At 48.5% G+C, this 14,444-nt stretch carries 10 protein-coding genes and 4 pseudogenes; 3 read left to right on the top strand and 11 right to left on the bottom strand.

The features are described from left to right. Positions 1-72 precede the first annotated feature (72 nt). Positions 73-264: a hypothetical protein gene (locus DFP94_RS17685; RefSeq protein ID WP_114497798.1), complete on the top strand. Its 192-nt coding sequence runs from the start codon at positions 73-75 to the stop codon at positions 262-264. A gap of 907 nt (positions 265-1,171) precedes the next feature. Here the strand turns inward: DFP94_RS17685 and DFP94_RS26115 are convergent. The 3 genes and pseudogenes from DFP94_RS26115 to DFP94_RS17665 all read right to left on the bottom strand — a co-directional run bounded on the left by DFP94_RS26115 (position 1,172) and on the right by DFP94_RS17665 (position 3,138). Continuing rightward, positions 1,172-1,433 (bottom strand): annotated as a pseudogene (locus DFP94_RS26115) (enhanced serine sensitivity protein SseB C-terminal domain-containing protein). A gap of 179 nt (positions 1,434-1,612) precedes the next feature. Further along, positions 1,613-1,762, bottom strand: a pseudogene (locus tag DFP94_RS17670) (malate:quinone oxidoreductase); the annotation flags it as partial. 152 nt (positions 1,763-1,914) lie between these two features. Beyond that, positions 1,915-3,138: a Fic family protein gene (locus DFP94_RS17665; protein ID WP_114497795.1), complete on the bottom strand. Its 1,224-nt coding sequence runs from the start codon at positions 3,136-3,138 to the stop codon at positions 1,915-1,917. 609 nt (positions 3,139-3,747) lie between these two features. Here DFP94_RS17665 and DFP94_RS26110 point away from each other — a divergent pair. Further along, positions 3,748-4,011, top strand: a pseudogene (locus DFP94_RS26110) (DinB family protein); the annotation flags it as partial. 86 nt (positions 4,012-4,097) lie between these two features. Here the strand turns inward: DFP94_RS26110 and DFP94_RS17655 are convergent. Together DFP94_RS17655 and DFP94_RS17650 are read right to left on the bottom strand one after the other, a co-directional pair. After that, positions 4,098-7,004: a glycoside hydrolase family 3 protein gene (locus DFP94_RS17655; RefSeq protein ID WP_114497794.1), complete on the bottom strand. Its 2,907-nt coding sequence runs from the start codon at positions 7,002-7,004 to the stop codon at positions 4,098-4,100. A 161-nt stretch (positions 7,005-7,165) separates the two neighbouring features. After that, on the bottom strand, positions 7,166-8,506 hold the full coding sequence (locus DFP94_RS17650; protein WP_114497916.1) for an aminotransferase-like domain-containing protein: 1,341 nt from the start codon (positions 8,504-8,506) through the stop codon (positions 7,166-7,168). 190 nt (positions 8,507-8,696) lie between these two features. On the opposite strand from DFP94_RS17650, the gene DFP94_RS17645 reads away from it, so the two are divergent. Continuing rightward, on the top strand, positions 8,697-9,620 hold the full coding sequence (locus DFP94_RS17645) for a DMT family transporter (protein WP_114497793.1): 924 nt from the start codon (positions 8,697-8,699) through the stop codon (positions 9,618-9,620). Between the two features lie 151 nt (positions 9,621-9,771). Here DFP94_RS17645 and DFP94_RS25575 read toward each other — a convergent pair whose 3' ends face one another. The 6 genes and pseudogenes from DFP94_RS25575 to DFP94_RS17620 form a co-directional block, all read right to left on the bottom strand. After that, a complete protein-coding gene (locus DFP94_RS25575) occupies positions 9,772-9,912 on the bottom strand; it encodes a hypothetical protein (RefSeq protein WP_181873197.1) in 141 nt (46 codons plus the stop codon). 12 nt (positions 9,913-9,924) lie between these two features. Continuing rightward, positions 9,925-10,641 carry an ABC transporter permease gene (locus DFP94_RS17640; RefSeq protein WP_114497792.1) on the bottom strand — a complete coding sequence of 239 codons (717 nt, stop codon included), beginning with the start codon at positions 10,639-10,641 and terminating at the stop codon, positions 9,925-9,927. Further along, positions 10,638-11,483 (bottom strand): ABC transporter ATP-binding protein, encoded by an 846-nt coding sequence (locus DFP94_RS17635; protein ID WP_114497791.1) that lies wholly within the window; start codon positions 11,481-11,483, stop codon positions 10,638-10,640. The genes DFP94_RS17640 and DFP94_RS17635 overlap by 4 nt, the downstream gene beginning before the upstream one ends. A 139-nt stretch (positions 11,484-11,622) precedes the next feature. Continuing rightward, on the bottom strand, positions 11,623-12,666 hold the full coding sequence (locus DFP94_RS17630) for a LytTR family transcriptional regulator DNA-binding domain-containing protein (protein ID WP_181873196.1): 1,044 nt from the start codon (positions 12,664-12,666) through the stop codon (positions 11,623-11,625). 375 nt (positions 12,667-13,041) lie between these two features. Next, positions 13,042-13,530, bottom strand: a pseudogene (locus DFP94_RS17625) (NADAR family protein); the annotation flags it as partial. A 2-nt stretch (positions 13,531-13,532) separates the two neighbouring features. Next, a complete protein-coding gene (locus DFP94_RS17620) occupies positions 13,533-14,420 on the bottom strand; it encodes an NUDIX hydrolase (protein WP_114497789.1) in 888 nt (295 codons plus the stop codon). Between the last annotated feature and the right edge of the window lie 24 nt (positions 14,421-14,444).

Below are 14,444 nucleotides of genomic sequence, written 5' to 3'. Positions count from 1 at the left end.
AAGTAATTAATTTATCAAGCTATCGCCTGTTTTATAGGCAATAGCTTGATATAATGTAAAAGGGGGATGTATATGAACGGTAATAATGATGAATATAAAGGAAACTCTAATGAAATTGAATTACGATTAAACCATTTAGAGAAACGAATGGAGTTTTATGATAAAAGATGGAGGATAATGAAAAAAATACTAATTAGTGTTTTTTTCATCTGGCTTTTATTATTTTTAGTAGGTGTAATTCAATTTGTAAGTAGTGGTTTTTAGCAGTTGTGACTCATATAACCATAAAATTAAGTAGGCAGTGAATAGTTTTAAGTACTGGATGAGGGTCCATATCTTATTATGGAGAATGAATTTATTTCTAAGGCAAGTTTTCGTGTAATGTATCTCAAGAAAACTTAAAAGGAGCTGCTTAACGCAATGCCTTTTCTCTAGTGGCCGTCAGTTTCCGGGGAGAACGATTTCTTAATTACTTGGTATAAGACGAAGGTCCAAGATAATAAGATTATAGGTAGTCACTCTTTAGAATGAATACTTCTTTAGTAGATCTTCAAAGGAAATTAGACACTCTTATGAATATACAAGGTAACTTCCTCCACTCTTAGCTTTTTTGGGTTTGGTCACTGAAAAATTTCACCAAGTTGGGGTGAAGTCCCTTTTTAATGACTAAGAATTCTTACGCACTCTGGGTTAAACTTACTACAAATATTTAACTAAGAGTATATTAACGTAGGGTTGAAAATTTTCGTTACTTCCATTACAGAAGATAAAGATTGAAGAGAACAGAAAAGCTCTGATAAAAGTAGTGTTTTTATGCACTCACATTCGCCTTTAGAAATTTTGATATCATTTTAAAAGCCGATTTCTTCATGGATTATTCTGTGCAGGGATCGGCTTTTTTTTGCATTTTTAAAATATGAGAGGATAATTAAATTGTTCAACTTTTCAAAAGAAAGTATGTGAGAAATGTCGATGTGGTAGTAGGACCACTTATTGCAGGAAGATGAACTATTGGTGTGATGTTAGGGCAAGTACGTAAAATGTTCCTACGATCGTTGTTGGTTCCAGAGGCGACCACTCCGTTTCTTCGGAATCATTTCACTCCCTTGCCTGCATCATATTCTTTAGTTCATCTTATTATAGAATGCCTTGCCTCGTAGTATTTCGCTCTCTACAGCAGGCCAAATTGTTTCTTCTTATAAAATGGTGTGAGGCCTTTCACCTCGTTGATGGCCCAATCGTCCAGTTCGACCAAATCAAGCGGGATTCCCTTCAAATACGGGGAGGCCGCGGCGGCAATCCCCTTGAATATTTCTTCTGTACTCACCTCAAAGTCTACGATCAGGAGATAGCTTTCCCTTGGTCATCAATCTTATATAGGCCTTTTTAATGGCCTTCTGAGTTTTCATATAGGCCTTCACCGCGTCGATCATTTCCGTTGGGTACTCCTTGGGTTCCGCGAGCAAAATCTCGGTATCCTTCGGCACGGTTATCTTCTGGACCGTTTCGCTTAGGTTCTCGCCCTCAGCCTCGCTTGGAGCATCATTTGGAGCCGCGCTGTGAGCCTCTCGTCGTTCCCTAGCGCGGCATGTCCGGTTCCCGCATTATTCTATTCGTTCGAGCTCTCCTCGCCTGCTTTGTCGAGCTTCTCAAACACGGTGATTTTCCAATCCGGCGCTAATTCCTTCAGAATCGTCCCCAAAGTCGCGCTCATAATACCGGCACCAATTAGAATAACATCCGTTTCCATTTTATTTTCCATGTGCTCATTTTTAACATCCTTCTATTTAAAATTTGCACCACTACTTATCATTGCTACCTACCGATTTTATAAAAAATCAGAGCAAAAATTTTAATAGTTAGAAGCTTATCGTTAGAAAATTGAAAGGCATGTTGAACTTATCCGGACTCAAGTTATTCTTCAAAATATTGCTGTCTTATAAAAAAATAGGCTGGCCGTTCACCTTTTTGCTCGATCAATGACATCTCCAACAATTCACGTATTAATTTTCTAATTGTTGCCTGCGACTTATTCGAAATTCCAGCTAAGTCTTTTATCGTAAGACCATTTCGGGAATCAAAAAAGTGATTTTGAGCAAGCACATACATAATGCCCCAATAGTTTCCGTCTTTGTGCTCTAGTTGTGGTTCTGAATTCAACTTGTGAACTGCCATATTAAGCAACTCACTTTTTTCTTTTAATTCTGCATTCATTTGTTGTAATGTTTCCAATATTATTCTCATGAAAGTTTCAATAAAACTATTCAACTCTCCTCTACTTTTTATACTGTTGGTAACTTCGAAGGCTTCCAGATATTTATTCTTATACTTATTACAACCTCTCGATAGAGAAAGAGTTGAAATATTCCCTAAAATACTTGAAAGATACATACTGCTAATGAACCTGGAGGTTCTTCCGTTACCGTCATAAAAGGGATGGATATATCCAAAATAATAATGACCGATAGCAATTTTTATGATATCGGGAATCTCCTCGTTATCATTCATAAACTTTAACAACTGCCCTGTAGCATAGATAATTTCTTTTTCAGGCATGATTCCTTGATGTACGATTTTTCCTGAACCTGATTTTTTCAAAATATAAGTAGCTTCTCTTCTGAAAATATCTCCATCCGGCAATTCTTGCTGTTCTATCTCACCTTTGGTTATATCATCATATATTTGTCTGAGATCCTTTGGTATTTTCGGAAACTCCAAATCATTATCAAGAAGTCTAATATAGGATTTAATCATGCTCTCAAATCTTTGTTTCGACTTTTTATTCAACATCACTTCCTTAGTACTTCTGGCAATCTCCTCTCTAGTACTCCTTATCCCCTCTATTTCGTTCGTATTATATAATTCTTCCACTAAGCATTCGTTAATGAACTGATTCTGCGCGACTGGAGGAAGATCATTAAAGGCCTCCTGAAATTGGTTCGATATGATATGAATGTCACTAGCCATCCTCACCATTTCGTTTGTAGGGACATAATATAGTTCATAGACGCTAGATTGGTCCATTGGCTTGATGTATAAACCTAGATGTATTGTCGAATCAAAATTGAATCTTTGCCGATGTATCTCTTGAACCTCGCTCTGTCTCTTTTCGTGAAAGATTTTATGCATATATCTCATAATCTCACACCCTATTTATTATTAGAGATAATTTTTACACAAAAACCGTATATCGTCTATCCCCAAGTTAATAAATTTATGTTTTTTTATAATTAGATAAAGACACGTTAAGATCTATTTACAATTTTTATATGGGCGCCGCATTTACATCTGCCATGACCATTCTTCTTTACTTTTACTTCCTTATTACACGAGGGACAATGAACATACATAAGATTAGCACCTCCGTTGTTAGGGTATTACTATATTCGCCCTGAATATTTATCGTTATTCAATCTTGGCGGTTGGGCACCCTTATTGCTAAAATAAAGGCATCCGAAGTGAAGGATGAAGATAAATGCCACCTGAGACAATACACAAAGGAGTAACAGAAAAATGAAAGCACTCAATGAAACCAAGCAAGTTCGAACTGAGATTTGAGAAACCATGCAAGGATTATCGGATGAGCAAATTAATCAGCGGGCTGAAGAAGGCAAATAGACTATTGCACAGGTGCTGGAACACCTTTATTTGATGGAACGGACGATTGTGAAATTCATGTCCGATGTGTGAGCAAAAACGGAACCGAACCCTACGAATGAGAAGTCGTTTCGCCTCACGCTTGACCGAGCCCGTAAGATAGATGCGCCTCCGCACCTTGTTCCTTCCGAGTCTTTCATGACAATGCAAGAGTTGAAGGCAAAACTCGATCAATCGCTCCAATCGCTCCTACAAGTTACTGACGGCTTAGAGGAGGACCATCTACAACAACTGTCGTTCCCCCATCCTGTTTTCGGCCTAATGGACCTTAAACAGTGGGTTGAATTCGTCGGGGTTCATGAGAAGTGCCATTTGGAGCAAATGAAAGAGGTTTTACGCGAAATTTCCGCATAAATAAAGAGACCGGGTCCCAAAATGGAACCCGGTCTTCTTTTCTTTATAGGCTAAGCGTTACTGCCCTCTGCAAAAGGAAGCTTCGTTTACACAAATTGAACCGCACTCAGCGAAGCTTTGCCGTTCAGGACAATGTACACGTCCTGACGCCGGCTTACGCCGCTCAGCTCAACCGCGTAATCGCGCCATTCCTGCGCTCCGCCTGCTTCCAGCAGGGCCCGGCCCGCCAGCGGACCGTCCGGGCTCTGCAGCCGGACCTCGACGGAACCAGCCGTCCGGCTGGCTGCGCGAAGCTTCACCGTGCTCGCGCCTTCGCCGAACTCGGCGTCTTCGAAAGCAATCCAGCCGGATTGCTCCTTCACCTCGGCGGCGCTGCCGCCTTCCCGGCATTCGCCGATCAGTACGCCTTCATAGGCGTTATAGTTGATCGCCTTCACGGGCTGCTTCAGATCGCGCGGCGGAATGGTCTCGCCTTGCACCTGAAGCGCCGCGCTCAGCGGGAGATTCGCCGAAGAAGCGCCGGCCATAAAGGTGTACGTGCCGTTTTCGATGCAGAAGCGCTCACGGGTGACGTCCCACATCGCCAGCTCGGACAGCGGCAGCGTGAAGCTCACGTCAGCCGACTCGCCCGGCTGCAACAGCACCCGGCGGAAGGCAAGCAACTGTTTCAGCGGACGTTTCACGCGCGACTGCTCCGCATGCCCGTACAGCTGCACCACTTCTTCGCCCGGACGGTCCCCGGTATTGGTCACTCGCACCGTTAGACCGATCTCACGGTCACTCTCCGCGGAAACCTGCTGTTGTCCGAGATTCAGCCCATCAAAACGGAACGTGCTGTAGGACAGCCCGTGCCCGAATGGATAAAGCGCCTCACCCTCGAAATAACGATAGGTTCTGCCTCCCTTGATGACATCGTAGTCCATGAATTCCGGCAGTTGATCGACCGATTTGTACCAGGTCATGTTCAGGCGTCCTGCCGGGTTCACGTCGCCAAAGAGCACGTCGGCTACGGCATGGCCGAGCTCTTGGCCGGCATGCGTGGTGTATACGATGGCCGGTACGTTTTCATCTTCCCAGTTGAGCGCATACGGATAGCTGCCCACCACGACCACAATCGTGTTCGGGTTCACGGACAGGACCTCTTTAATCAACTGCTCCTGCGATGCCGGCAGCGTGATATCCGGACGGTCGATCGTCTCTTTGCCATTGATCAGCGGATGGTTGCCGACGAATACGACGGCCAGATCCGCATCAGCCGCAACTTCCTTCGCGTCTTGGAATTTGTCCGTTACCGTCTCCATCTCGAAGAGATCGGCGATAATCCGCTCCTCTTCCCCGCCTGCCACGGACGCTGCGCCCGCCACGTTGATCTCGTTGGCGGTTTCTTCCGCGCTGCCGCTTCCGACGAGTAGTTCGCCGCTGTCGCTCTTCACCGTAACCGGCGTATCGTTCCAGGTCGAGAAGGTTACGTTACCGGTTCCTTCTTCCGAAGGGCGGACAAGGAACACTTCCTTCGTGAACCACTCCCAGATTTGGTCAGCCGAAGCCTTCACGATCCGGTCGTCCGTCGTCAAATAACGGCCGTTATGTTCCGCGATGATTGTATGGCTGTCCCAGCCCCAATCGGTTACTTCAAATACGGTACCCTGTTCCGCCGCCGCGCCATTAGCAGCCAGCGCTGCCTGCTCGCCGTCCTGCACCCGTACGTAACGCCCACCCCGCTTCGCCTTCAGTTTGACGCGGTCCGTGCCGCCCGAGAATGCCGTTTTGCCGCCATGCGCCTCCAGCTTTTCCTGAATGCCTTGCAGCGGCGTGACGGTATAAGGCATAGAACCGCTATACCAATCGCGGTACACGGTGCCGCCAAGCGGTCCGATCACGGCGACTTTCTTCAGCTTGTCCGCTTGCAGCGGCAGCATACCGCCTTCGTTCTTCAAGAGCACGACCGCTTTGCCCGCCGCTTCGCGCGCCAGCTTCGCATGCTCCGGCCGCATGATCGCCGACTCGTCAATGGCCGCATACGGATTGTCTTCCTCCGGATCGAACTCGCCGAGGCGGAAGCGCACGCGGAACGTGTTGCGCAGCGCGATATCCAGGTCGCTCTCCGCAAGCAATCCTTCCTCCAGCGCTTCGCGCAGCGCCTGCTTGATCAGCTCGCCGTCATCGGTAATGCTGTCGATGCCGCCTTCCTTCACGGAACGGGCCACCGACTCCTTATGCGTCTCCAGGTAGCCGTGGTCCCGCACCGTTCCCGACACGTCAAAGGCATCGCTGACGACAAAGCCGTCCATACCCCATTCCTTTTTGACGATCTCGCCCACTTCCGGCAACAGGTTGGCAGGCACGCCATTGACGGCATTGTATGCCGTCATCATGGACTGGGCGCCGCCTTCCTTGAACGGAATTTCGAAAGCCTTCAAATAGTATTCGCGCATATTGCGCGGGTCGATGCTGACCGATTGGTCACCGCGACCTACCTCGTTGTTGTTGCCAATGAAATGCTTTAATGTAGCAACCGCTTTCAAATACTTCGGATGGTCTCCCTGGATCCCCTGAACAAGCGCCGCCGCTAGCTTGCCGGCCAACACCGGATCTTCGCCGTAGGCTTCCTCGGTCCGGCCCCAGCGCGGATCGCGTTCCATATCCACGGTCGGTGCCCAAAGCGTCAGCCCGTTAATCTCGGGATTCCGTTTATAAAATCCTCGGGCTTCGTCGCCGATCGCGCTGCCGATGCGCTGCATCAGCTCGGTATCCCAAGTGCATCCAAAGCCGATCGGCTGCGGATATCCCGTGGCTTCGCCGAGCCAGGCCATGCCATGCGCGGCTTCCGTGCCGTGTTTATACGCTTTCACGCCAAGCCGTTCGACGGCCCTTTGATATTGAATCATGAGTCCTACTTTTTCCTCCAGCGTGAAGCGGGAAACCAGGTCGTTCACCCGTTCTTCCAACGGAAGGGAAGTGTCCTGGAATGGATAGTTGTTAGTTGTAGACATATTGAACCTCCTTAGTGTCAGTCCCTTACGCGTCATTCTACCTAAGATCGACTCCTTCGGCTACCCGACAAATTAGAGGCTTTTTCATAGACATTTAGGGATGCAGATCCTGGAAATTAACGGCCTTCTGATTAAATCGTAATCAGAGACATATTTGTGAATCATCGGATTTCCCGTCTTACTTCCTCGACGATGGCCTTAACCCCCTCATCGATTCGCTCAGGTTGGGTCTGGGAAATGCTGATCCGCAGGAACTTCTCCCGCTCCAGATAATTCGATAAATAGAACCCTTTGCCGGGCACGGCACTTATATTCCTCTCGGCAAGACGCTGTAAAAGACGTTCTAAATTAACGGTCGACTTCAGCTTGAAATGCGTATAAATGCCTGAACTGATGTCGGGCACTTCCATCAGCCCCGGTTCATTGTACCGTTCCACCGACTCTCTCAAGGCCTGCATTCGCGAAGCGTACAAACTGCTTATCCTATGCTTGTGCCGCTCGTACATGCCATTCTTGATATACACTTCGAGCGCCGCTTGGGACAAGAGCGAAGTGTCGGGGTATATTTTGTAAGCGTGAAACGTCTTTAGCAACCGTTCCGGCAAAACAATGGCACCCAACCTTAGGCCCGGAAAGATGATTTTGGAGAAACTCTTCAAATAAATGACGTGCGAACCCCCATCGTAAGCGTAAATGGGATCGAATTGCCGCTCTGCGCCCAAGTCAGCCATGTAATCGTCCTCCAGGATGTATACGTCGTATTTTTCGGCCAATCTGGCTATAGCTCTCCTCTCCTCCATGCTATAGCTGGTACCCAGCGGATTATGGTATCTTGACATCGTGTAGAAAAATTTGATTTCTCCGCTTCTAAACCTCTGCTCCAATTCCCGTAGGTCCATGCCTGCCGCCGTACGAGCGATGCCGTAAACCGGGATGTTCTCCGTTTCCAGAAATCGCAAATATCGATCGTAACTCGGCTGTTCAACCAAAACCGCTGATTTACCGTTTGGAAACGGCATTTTCGCTAAAATTTCCAGCGCCTGCTGCGCCCCCGAGGTAACGATAATCCGCTCCGCTTTGGGAAACACCTGGTCATTCGCCAAATGGGAAACTAGCGTGTGGCGTAAGGACTCCAGTCCTTGTGGTTCGCCATAGGTAAACAAGTCGTACTTGTAGATATCAATCGCTTTGTTTAAACAATGTTGAAAATCCAAATACGGAAACGCGTCCAAATCCGGCAATACCGTAGCGAAGTTGATTATTCCGCTATCTCTGTTGTCGCGCCAATCTCCCGGCTTCACAACAACGTAAAAGCCGCTTTGCGGGACCGAATAAATGACGTGGCGCTTCTCCAATTCCGCATATGCCCGCGTGACTGTGCTGATGCTGCATCCGTAGGCTTCCGCAGCCATGCGAACGGAGGGCAGCTTTTGACCCGGAAGGTATAGTCCCTCCCGGATCTTATTCTCCATATCGGAAAGAATCGAAATATACTTTTTCACGTTGTTCCCCTTGTCCGTATGCATAATCTCTGGTTTATTTCTACTTCATTATACTATTCCCCAACCACTGTATCGATACAGTTCAAGCAAAATGACGTTGTTCGATTCGCCATTTTGTCATATCTTCAAATCAACGATTAGATGTTCGCGAACACGCTACCGTTTATTGGAGAGGATGATGTGACCAACCATGAATTCCAAAAAAAATACGCTTCCTTATTTATTCGCCGTGATTAACGCGGTAATTATCGGATTGTCATTTTTGTTTGCGAAAATTGCTCTCGATTACGCCGGACCACTCGACACCCTGGCATTCCGTTTTGCATCATCGTTTTTGGTTATTTCCGTCCCAGTGGTGTTGGGATGGGTCAAGCTTGATTACCGCGGCAAGCCGCTATACAAAGTGTTGCTCCTGGCAACCATGTACCCGCTTGGGTTCTTCTCGCTTCAAGCGTTCGGGCTGCAGCACGCCACCTCAGCGGAGGGAGGCATTTTGTACGCGTTCACCCCGGTCGTAACGATGATCGTCGCCTCTTTATTTTTAAAAGAAAAGACCACCATCTTACAGAAGCTGTCGATCTTTCTGTCGGTGTTCGGCGTTGTGTTCATCTTCGTTATGAAAGGCAGCCGAATTGATTTGTCGAACCTGACGGGGATCTCGTTGTTATTATTGACATGCGTCGCTTTTGCCGGATATACCGTTTTAGCCCGCTCGCTTTCGAAGCAGTTCAGCCCGGCTGAACTCACTTTTATGATGTTGGGTATCGGATTCATCGTTTTTCTGACCATTTCGCTTATCAATCATGCGGCCGCCGGGACGTTCCCCCGCTTGTTGGCACCGCTCTCCAGCGGTACCTTTATCGTATCCATACTTTTCTTGGGCGTAGTATCCTCGCTGGTCACAGCGTTGTTGTCGAACTACATCCTGTCTAAAATGGAAGCTGCGAAAATGAGCGTATTTTCCAATCTTTCTACCATCGTCTCCATGGTAGCCGGAGCGTTATTTCTTGGGGAAGAAGTTACGGTGTATCATTGGATCGGCTCGGTACTGATTATAGCAGGGGTTATTGGAACAAATCGTCTGGCTCGAAAAAAACAGCATGGAGATGGTTGAATGCAGATCGAGCAGGAGCATGAAAACCACTAAAAAAAGCGCCCATCGGGCGCTTTTTGTTGTGTTTCTCAACTCCAAAATATCGGGCTCATCGCTTCCACTCAGCCACCAAGCAGCTCCTCAAAAGCATGATTTGATTTATTGGGCTCCGCTATTTAAAAATTCCCAGGATCCCGTCAGGCAGCCACAGCTTCTTCACGATCAACACCGCAATAAGCAGGACGACTCCAAAAACAAGGTTCTTCAGTAATTTGTTATTCACGCTTACCCCTCCATCGTTTTCTATTTGCATAGACCCGCCTCCCTACTTGTCAAATCGTTGTTTGCCGTAAATCAGGAAGCACAGCATGCCCGACATAAGCGTCCAAATAATCAGATTAAACAGACTTCCCTGAATTTGCTTAAGCCCCCCGTCTTGAACAAGCTCCGTTACGGCCACCACGAATTGGTGCGACGGCAGCCAATTGATGATATTCATCAGAGCGGGCACATCCAGATCGGGAACAAAGATGGGTCCGAAAATAAAAAACAGCAAAATAGGCAGACCTACAATGGATGATTCCGAGGCGGTCCGGGCGATGAGGCCAATTACTGTTCCGAGAGCCATAAAAATAAGAAGCAGCAAGATCGACAGGATCGTCAAATAAGCTATATTTACATCAGGGACACCCGATATTATGATACATGCCGCTATCACGATCATTGCAAACAGGGTGGTCGTCGCGCTTTTCCCGGCAAGGACCTCCAGTCTGGAAGCCGGCGACAGCATGAGCGCACGCAGCGTATTCTTCTCCTTTTCTTCGGCAATCAGGGTTGCCTGAACGAAGGCTCCCGTAATGGATATGGCTACAAGGATAGGAATGGCTAGAAACGTAAGGTCACCCGGCTCCAATTCCTTCTGGTTTAATAATACGGCAAGCAGAATCGGCATCCCTGCATTCAGTAAAATCTGCGGATTTCGGATCGCGTCCTTCCACTCTTTTGTCACCATGGCCCTAAAGCGGCGCATCGAGAACGTCATTCCAGTCCCCTCCCCGTCAGCTTCACGAAAATATCGCCAAGCGTAGGCTCGTTGGAATGAATAGCCAGCAAATTTCCGCTTCTTATTAAATCCCGCACCTCGTCCGCCCCCGCTTCATTCTGATCCACAACCCGTTTTCCCTGCTGCGTAGTAACCGTAATGGTCCGGTCGCCATGCCGCAAGCGCAATGCTTGCGGAGTATCCAGGGCAGAGATCTCCCCATTATTCAGAAAAGCGACGCGATCGCAAAGCTCCTCCGCCTCCTGCATATTATGCGTTGTCAAAAAGATCGTGGTCCCCCGGCTGTTCATCTCGCGGAGCGCCTCCCGGATACGGCCGCCGTTCACCGGATCCAGAGCGGACGTCGGTTCATCCAGAAAAAGAATGTCCGGTTCATGCAGAATGGTCCGGGCCAGCGTAATCCGCTGCTTCATACCTTTGGAAAGCTTTCCGACCAGCGTATGCTTGTCATCGATCAGGTTGACCGTTTCAAGAACAGCTTCTATTCTTCGCTCCGGCACGCCGTACAATCGGCAGAACAACGCGAGGTTATCGTGCACGCTAAGCCGCTCGTACATCCCGCTGTTATCCGTAAGCACTCCGACTCTGCCCAGAAACCCGGGGTGTCGGCTGCGGCTCGGATCACCCCCGAGGACCTTTACCTTACCTGAAGTATGAATCAGCTGCGAGGTCAGAATTTTCACCGTCGTCGTTTTCCCCGACCCGCTCGGACCCAGAAATCCGAATATTTCACCTTGCTGAACTTGAAAGCTGATTTTCCTCAAAGCTGGTTTCTTTTTGTACAGCTTTTCGAGGTTCTCGACCTCAATGATGGATTGCAATGACTTCACCTTCCTCGAGTGGAGTAGCCGGTTAGCTCTATTTCAGATTAAACATTCATCGCCGAATAGCAGCATAATCACCGTGGAAGGAGTCATTTGCAGGTTGAAAGCAGCCGTTTCAGGGATAAACGGAGCGGACTTACAGAGCGACGATCGTCTTGAGTTCCTCGAATTTTCCCTTGGACAACGGGATCCTGGACTTTTGACCGTCGCTCAAAACCAGACTATAGCTGTTGCGGCTCCATACGATCAGCTCGGCTATTTGATTCAGATTGACGATATAGGAACGGTGACAGCGATAGAACCGGAACGGCTTCAACTTGTCCTCCAATTCCACCAGCGTCCAAGCACAGGCGAAGCGGCCTTCTTTCGTAAACAAGGTCGTTATGCCTTCGTTGCTTTCTATGTAATTGATAGTCTGCGGATCAATGAACACGTATTTGTCTTCCGTTTTCACCATAAGCCTGGATAGCCTTGCCGTAGACTCCGGCAGTTCAATGCCTGCCTCCGTAGGCACTTCTTCACCGACATCGGACTCAGGCTCGAGCAATTCGGCCGGTTCCTGTAATGCTATCGGCTCAAACCTGCTGCCGTTCAGCCGGTAAATGACATTCGAAATCGACAGCGCTTGCTCGAGCGCCGAGCAGGTGATCAACACCGCCTTGTCTCTGCGAATTAGCCCGGATATCATCCTTCTTGCAATCATGCAACTCTCAAGGTCCAGATTCTGCTCGGGTTCTTCCCAAATGACAAGCTCCGGATCATGTAGGATGCTTCTCGCAAAGCCAAGCAACCGCTTTTCGGAATAGCTGAGTCTGGAAATCCGTTCATTCGCTTTGCCTTCCAATCCGATCCCGCTTAACAGTTCCCCTATCTCAGGTCTAACTTCATAAATTTCAGCCCAAAATAACAAATAATCTCTCACCTTCAGGCGTTCATACATGCCCTCACCCAAAGAGCAGAAACCAACCTGTTTAGCAGTTTCGGGGTTGCAGAGCGACAACAACTCCCCCCGATAGGTAACCCCGTAACCGGAGGTTGTTCCCTCCCCCAGCAGCGACCGGATAAACGAACGTCCAATATTATGGTTGCACTGCACAACCGTGCATTGACCGGAGGCAAGTTCAATTACGTCCGTGCTGCCATCCTCGTACAAATCGTCAAGTGCCTGTATTCTCTCCATGTATGACATGCCTCCGAATTCCTGTTATTGGATGTAATGGAAACTCTATTTTAACAATAAATAGAACCTGATGAATACCTTAAGCAGTCCCGCTGCTTTTCCATCCATAAATATAAAAGATATGAAATAATATTCCAATACTAAAATTAGAAGAAGTTATCCGAATCACTCTAATTAGGAAAGGTGCAGGATTCATGAAAATTAACGATTCGACGCAATACGGCTTAAACTTATACGAACATTTGAAACAGCGTGCCGATAAACCGGCCTTGGTCGAGGGCAATATTCATGGGCTGCCCCAACCGGAAACATTGAATAAGCTACAGGAAGCGATAGCGGCTGGAAAAGAAGATTGGAATCATATCCTCCAGTCTTTCGCCAAGAAAGTGTCGACTCGTCAGGATTGGACTGGCCCATGCCGATCCCCCAAATGCGGTCCCGCGGGCTGGCTTCGACGAGGATGCGGTTTTTCGTCGACTTGAGGTATTCGCCAAGCATCGGATTCTGCGAAAATTTGGCCAAGCTGGCTCTTTTGACGATGCCGTAGCATTCCTTATCCCAAATCTCCTTGTCGAAGTTTTGGACCGCGCGCCCGTAAGCTTTCATCTCCTTCGGATGCTTGGCCTTCAAGATCGACTCCAGCATTTCGTCATCGCCGAACAGCCTTGCCTTCTCGGCCATCATAAACTGCTCGGCGCAGGAGTACTCCGTCCCCTCTACCTTGAACGGGCACATCCACCACTGGCTAAAGCAGCTTTTATCGACGCTCCCGTCTTTCGGAGGCGTATGGCCCCAAAAGAACACGAACTTGAAGGTGTTTCCCGCGTTATATGCTTTTCTTAACTCTTCGAGATTGTAAATCATCGTTAGTCCTCCAAATTTCTCCGATACAAGCGGGATGGGCGGTGCCCCGCGTTTTCGGTGTAATGATCGGTCTCCGCCACGAGATCGGCCACTTTGCGCCGGAAGGCCGCCTTCAGCAGCTCTTTGCCCGAAATGACCTCGTAAACCTGCTGCAATTCCGTCAAGGTAAAGAGTTTCGGCATCAAATGCAGCGCAATGTCGGTATAATTCACTTTTCCCCGCAGCCGCTCGATAGCACACGCTATGATCTTCGCATGGTCAAAGGCCAATCCGTCATTCAATACGATTGCATAATCCGTGCCGGTCGATGTGGACTTCGCCGTCATCGTCCTCGCCACGACAGCCTTCAGCTCTTCTCCTTCGCTGCTTAGCTTAAGCTCGTATTCCAGCGTCTTGACGTATCCGTCCTCGGCCAGTTCCTTCCGTTCCCGCAACAGCCGGTAAGATAACTTGAACCAGGCCGCTTCGGCCGCATCGTCCCCCGCTTTAAGCTCCAATTTATCGCTGTTGATCAGAGCCATATAACTGCAGCTCATCACCCAGGTTCGAGGGTCCCGCCCGATATCGCTAAAGGTGTATAGCTGCTCCAAATAAACATCGTCTACGCCGGTTTCCTCGCGCAGTTCCCTCGCCGCGGCCTGCTCCGCCGTTTCATTCGGCCGGACAAAGCCGCCCGGCAGCGCCCATTTGCCCAGGTAGGGATGCCCTCCCCGGCGAATGAGCAGGATGCGCAGCTCTTTTTCCGCCAGTTTGCGGTAACTGTCCGCCTCCTCATCCGTCACGGTGAAGATGACCATATCGGCCGCTACCGAAGGCCGCTCGTAATCTCCTGCCCGGTAGCGCTCCAAAAATTCGCGTTCCGTAAGTCCGTCGCGATCCAGCAAATCCAACGGGTTCGCCTCCTGCCTGCATTT

Source organism: Fontibacillus phaseoli, from assembly GCF_003337355.1.
GTDB classification, from domain to species: Bacteria; Bacillota; Bacilli; order Paenibacillales; family Paenibacillaceae; genus Fontibacillus; species Fontibacillus phaseoli.
Note: the sequence above shows the minus strand (reverse complement) of the source record. Positions and strands in the feature narration are given on the sequence as shown.

What these genes read in the sequence shown, in the direction of transcription:
- DFP94_RS17685 (WP_114497798.1), top strand. Translation starts at nt 73, where the DNA reads ATGAACGGTAATAATGATGAATATAAAGGAAACTCTAATGAAATTGAA.
- DFP94_RS17665 (WP_114497795.1), bottom strand. Translation starts at nt 3,138, where the DNA reads ATGAGATATATGCATAAAATCTTTCACGAAAAGAGACAGAGCGAGGTT.
- DFP94_RS17655 (WP_114497794.1), bottom strand. Translation starts at nt 7,004, where the DNA reads ATGTCTACAACTAACAACTATCCATTCCAGGACACTTCCCTTCCGTTG.
- DFP94_RS17645 (WP_114497793.1), top strand. Translation starts at nt 8,697, where the DNA reads ATGAATTCCAAAAAAAATACGCTTCCTTATTTATTCGCCGTGATTAAC.
- DFP94_RS25575 (WP_181873197.1), bottom strand. Translation starts at nt 9,912, where the DNA reads ATGCAAATAGAAAACGATGGAGGGGTAAGCGTGAATAACAAATTACTG.
- DFP94_RS17640 (WP_114497792.1), bottom strand. Translation starts at nt 10,641, where the DNA reads ATGACGTTCTCGATGCGCCGCTTTAGGGCCATGGTGACAAAAGAGTGG.
- DFP94_RS17630 (WP_181873196.1), bottom strand. Translation starts at nt 12,666, where the DNA reads ATGGAGAGAATACAGGCACTTGACGATTTGTACGAGGATGGCAGCACG.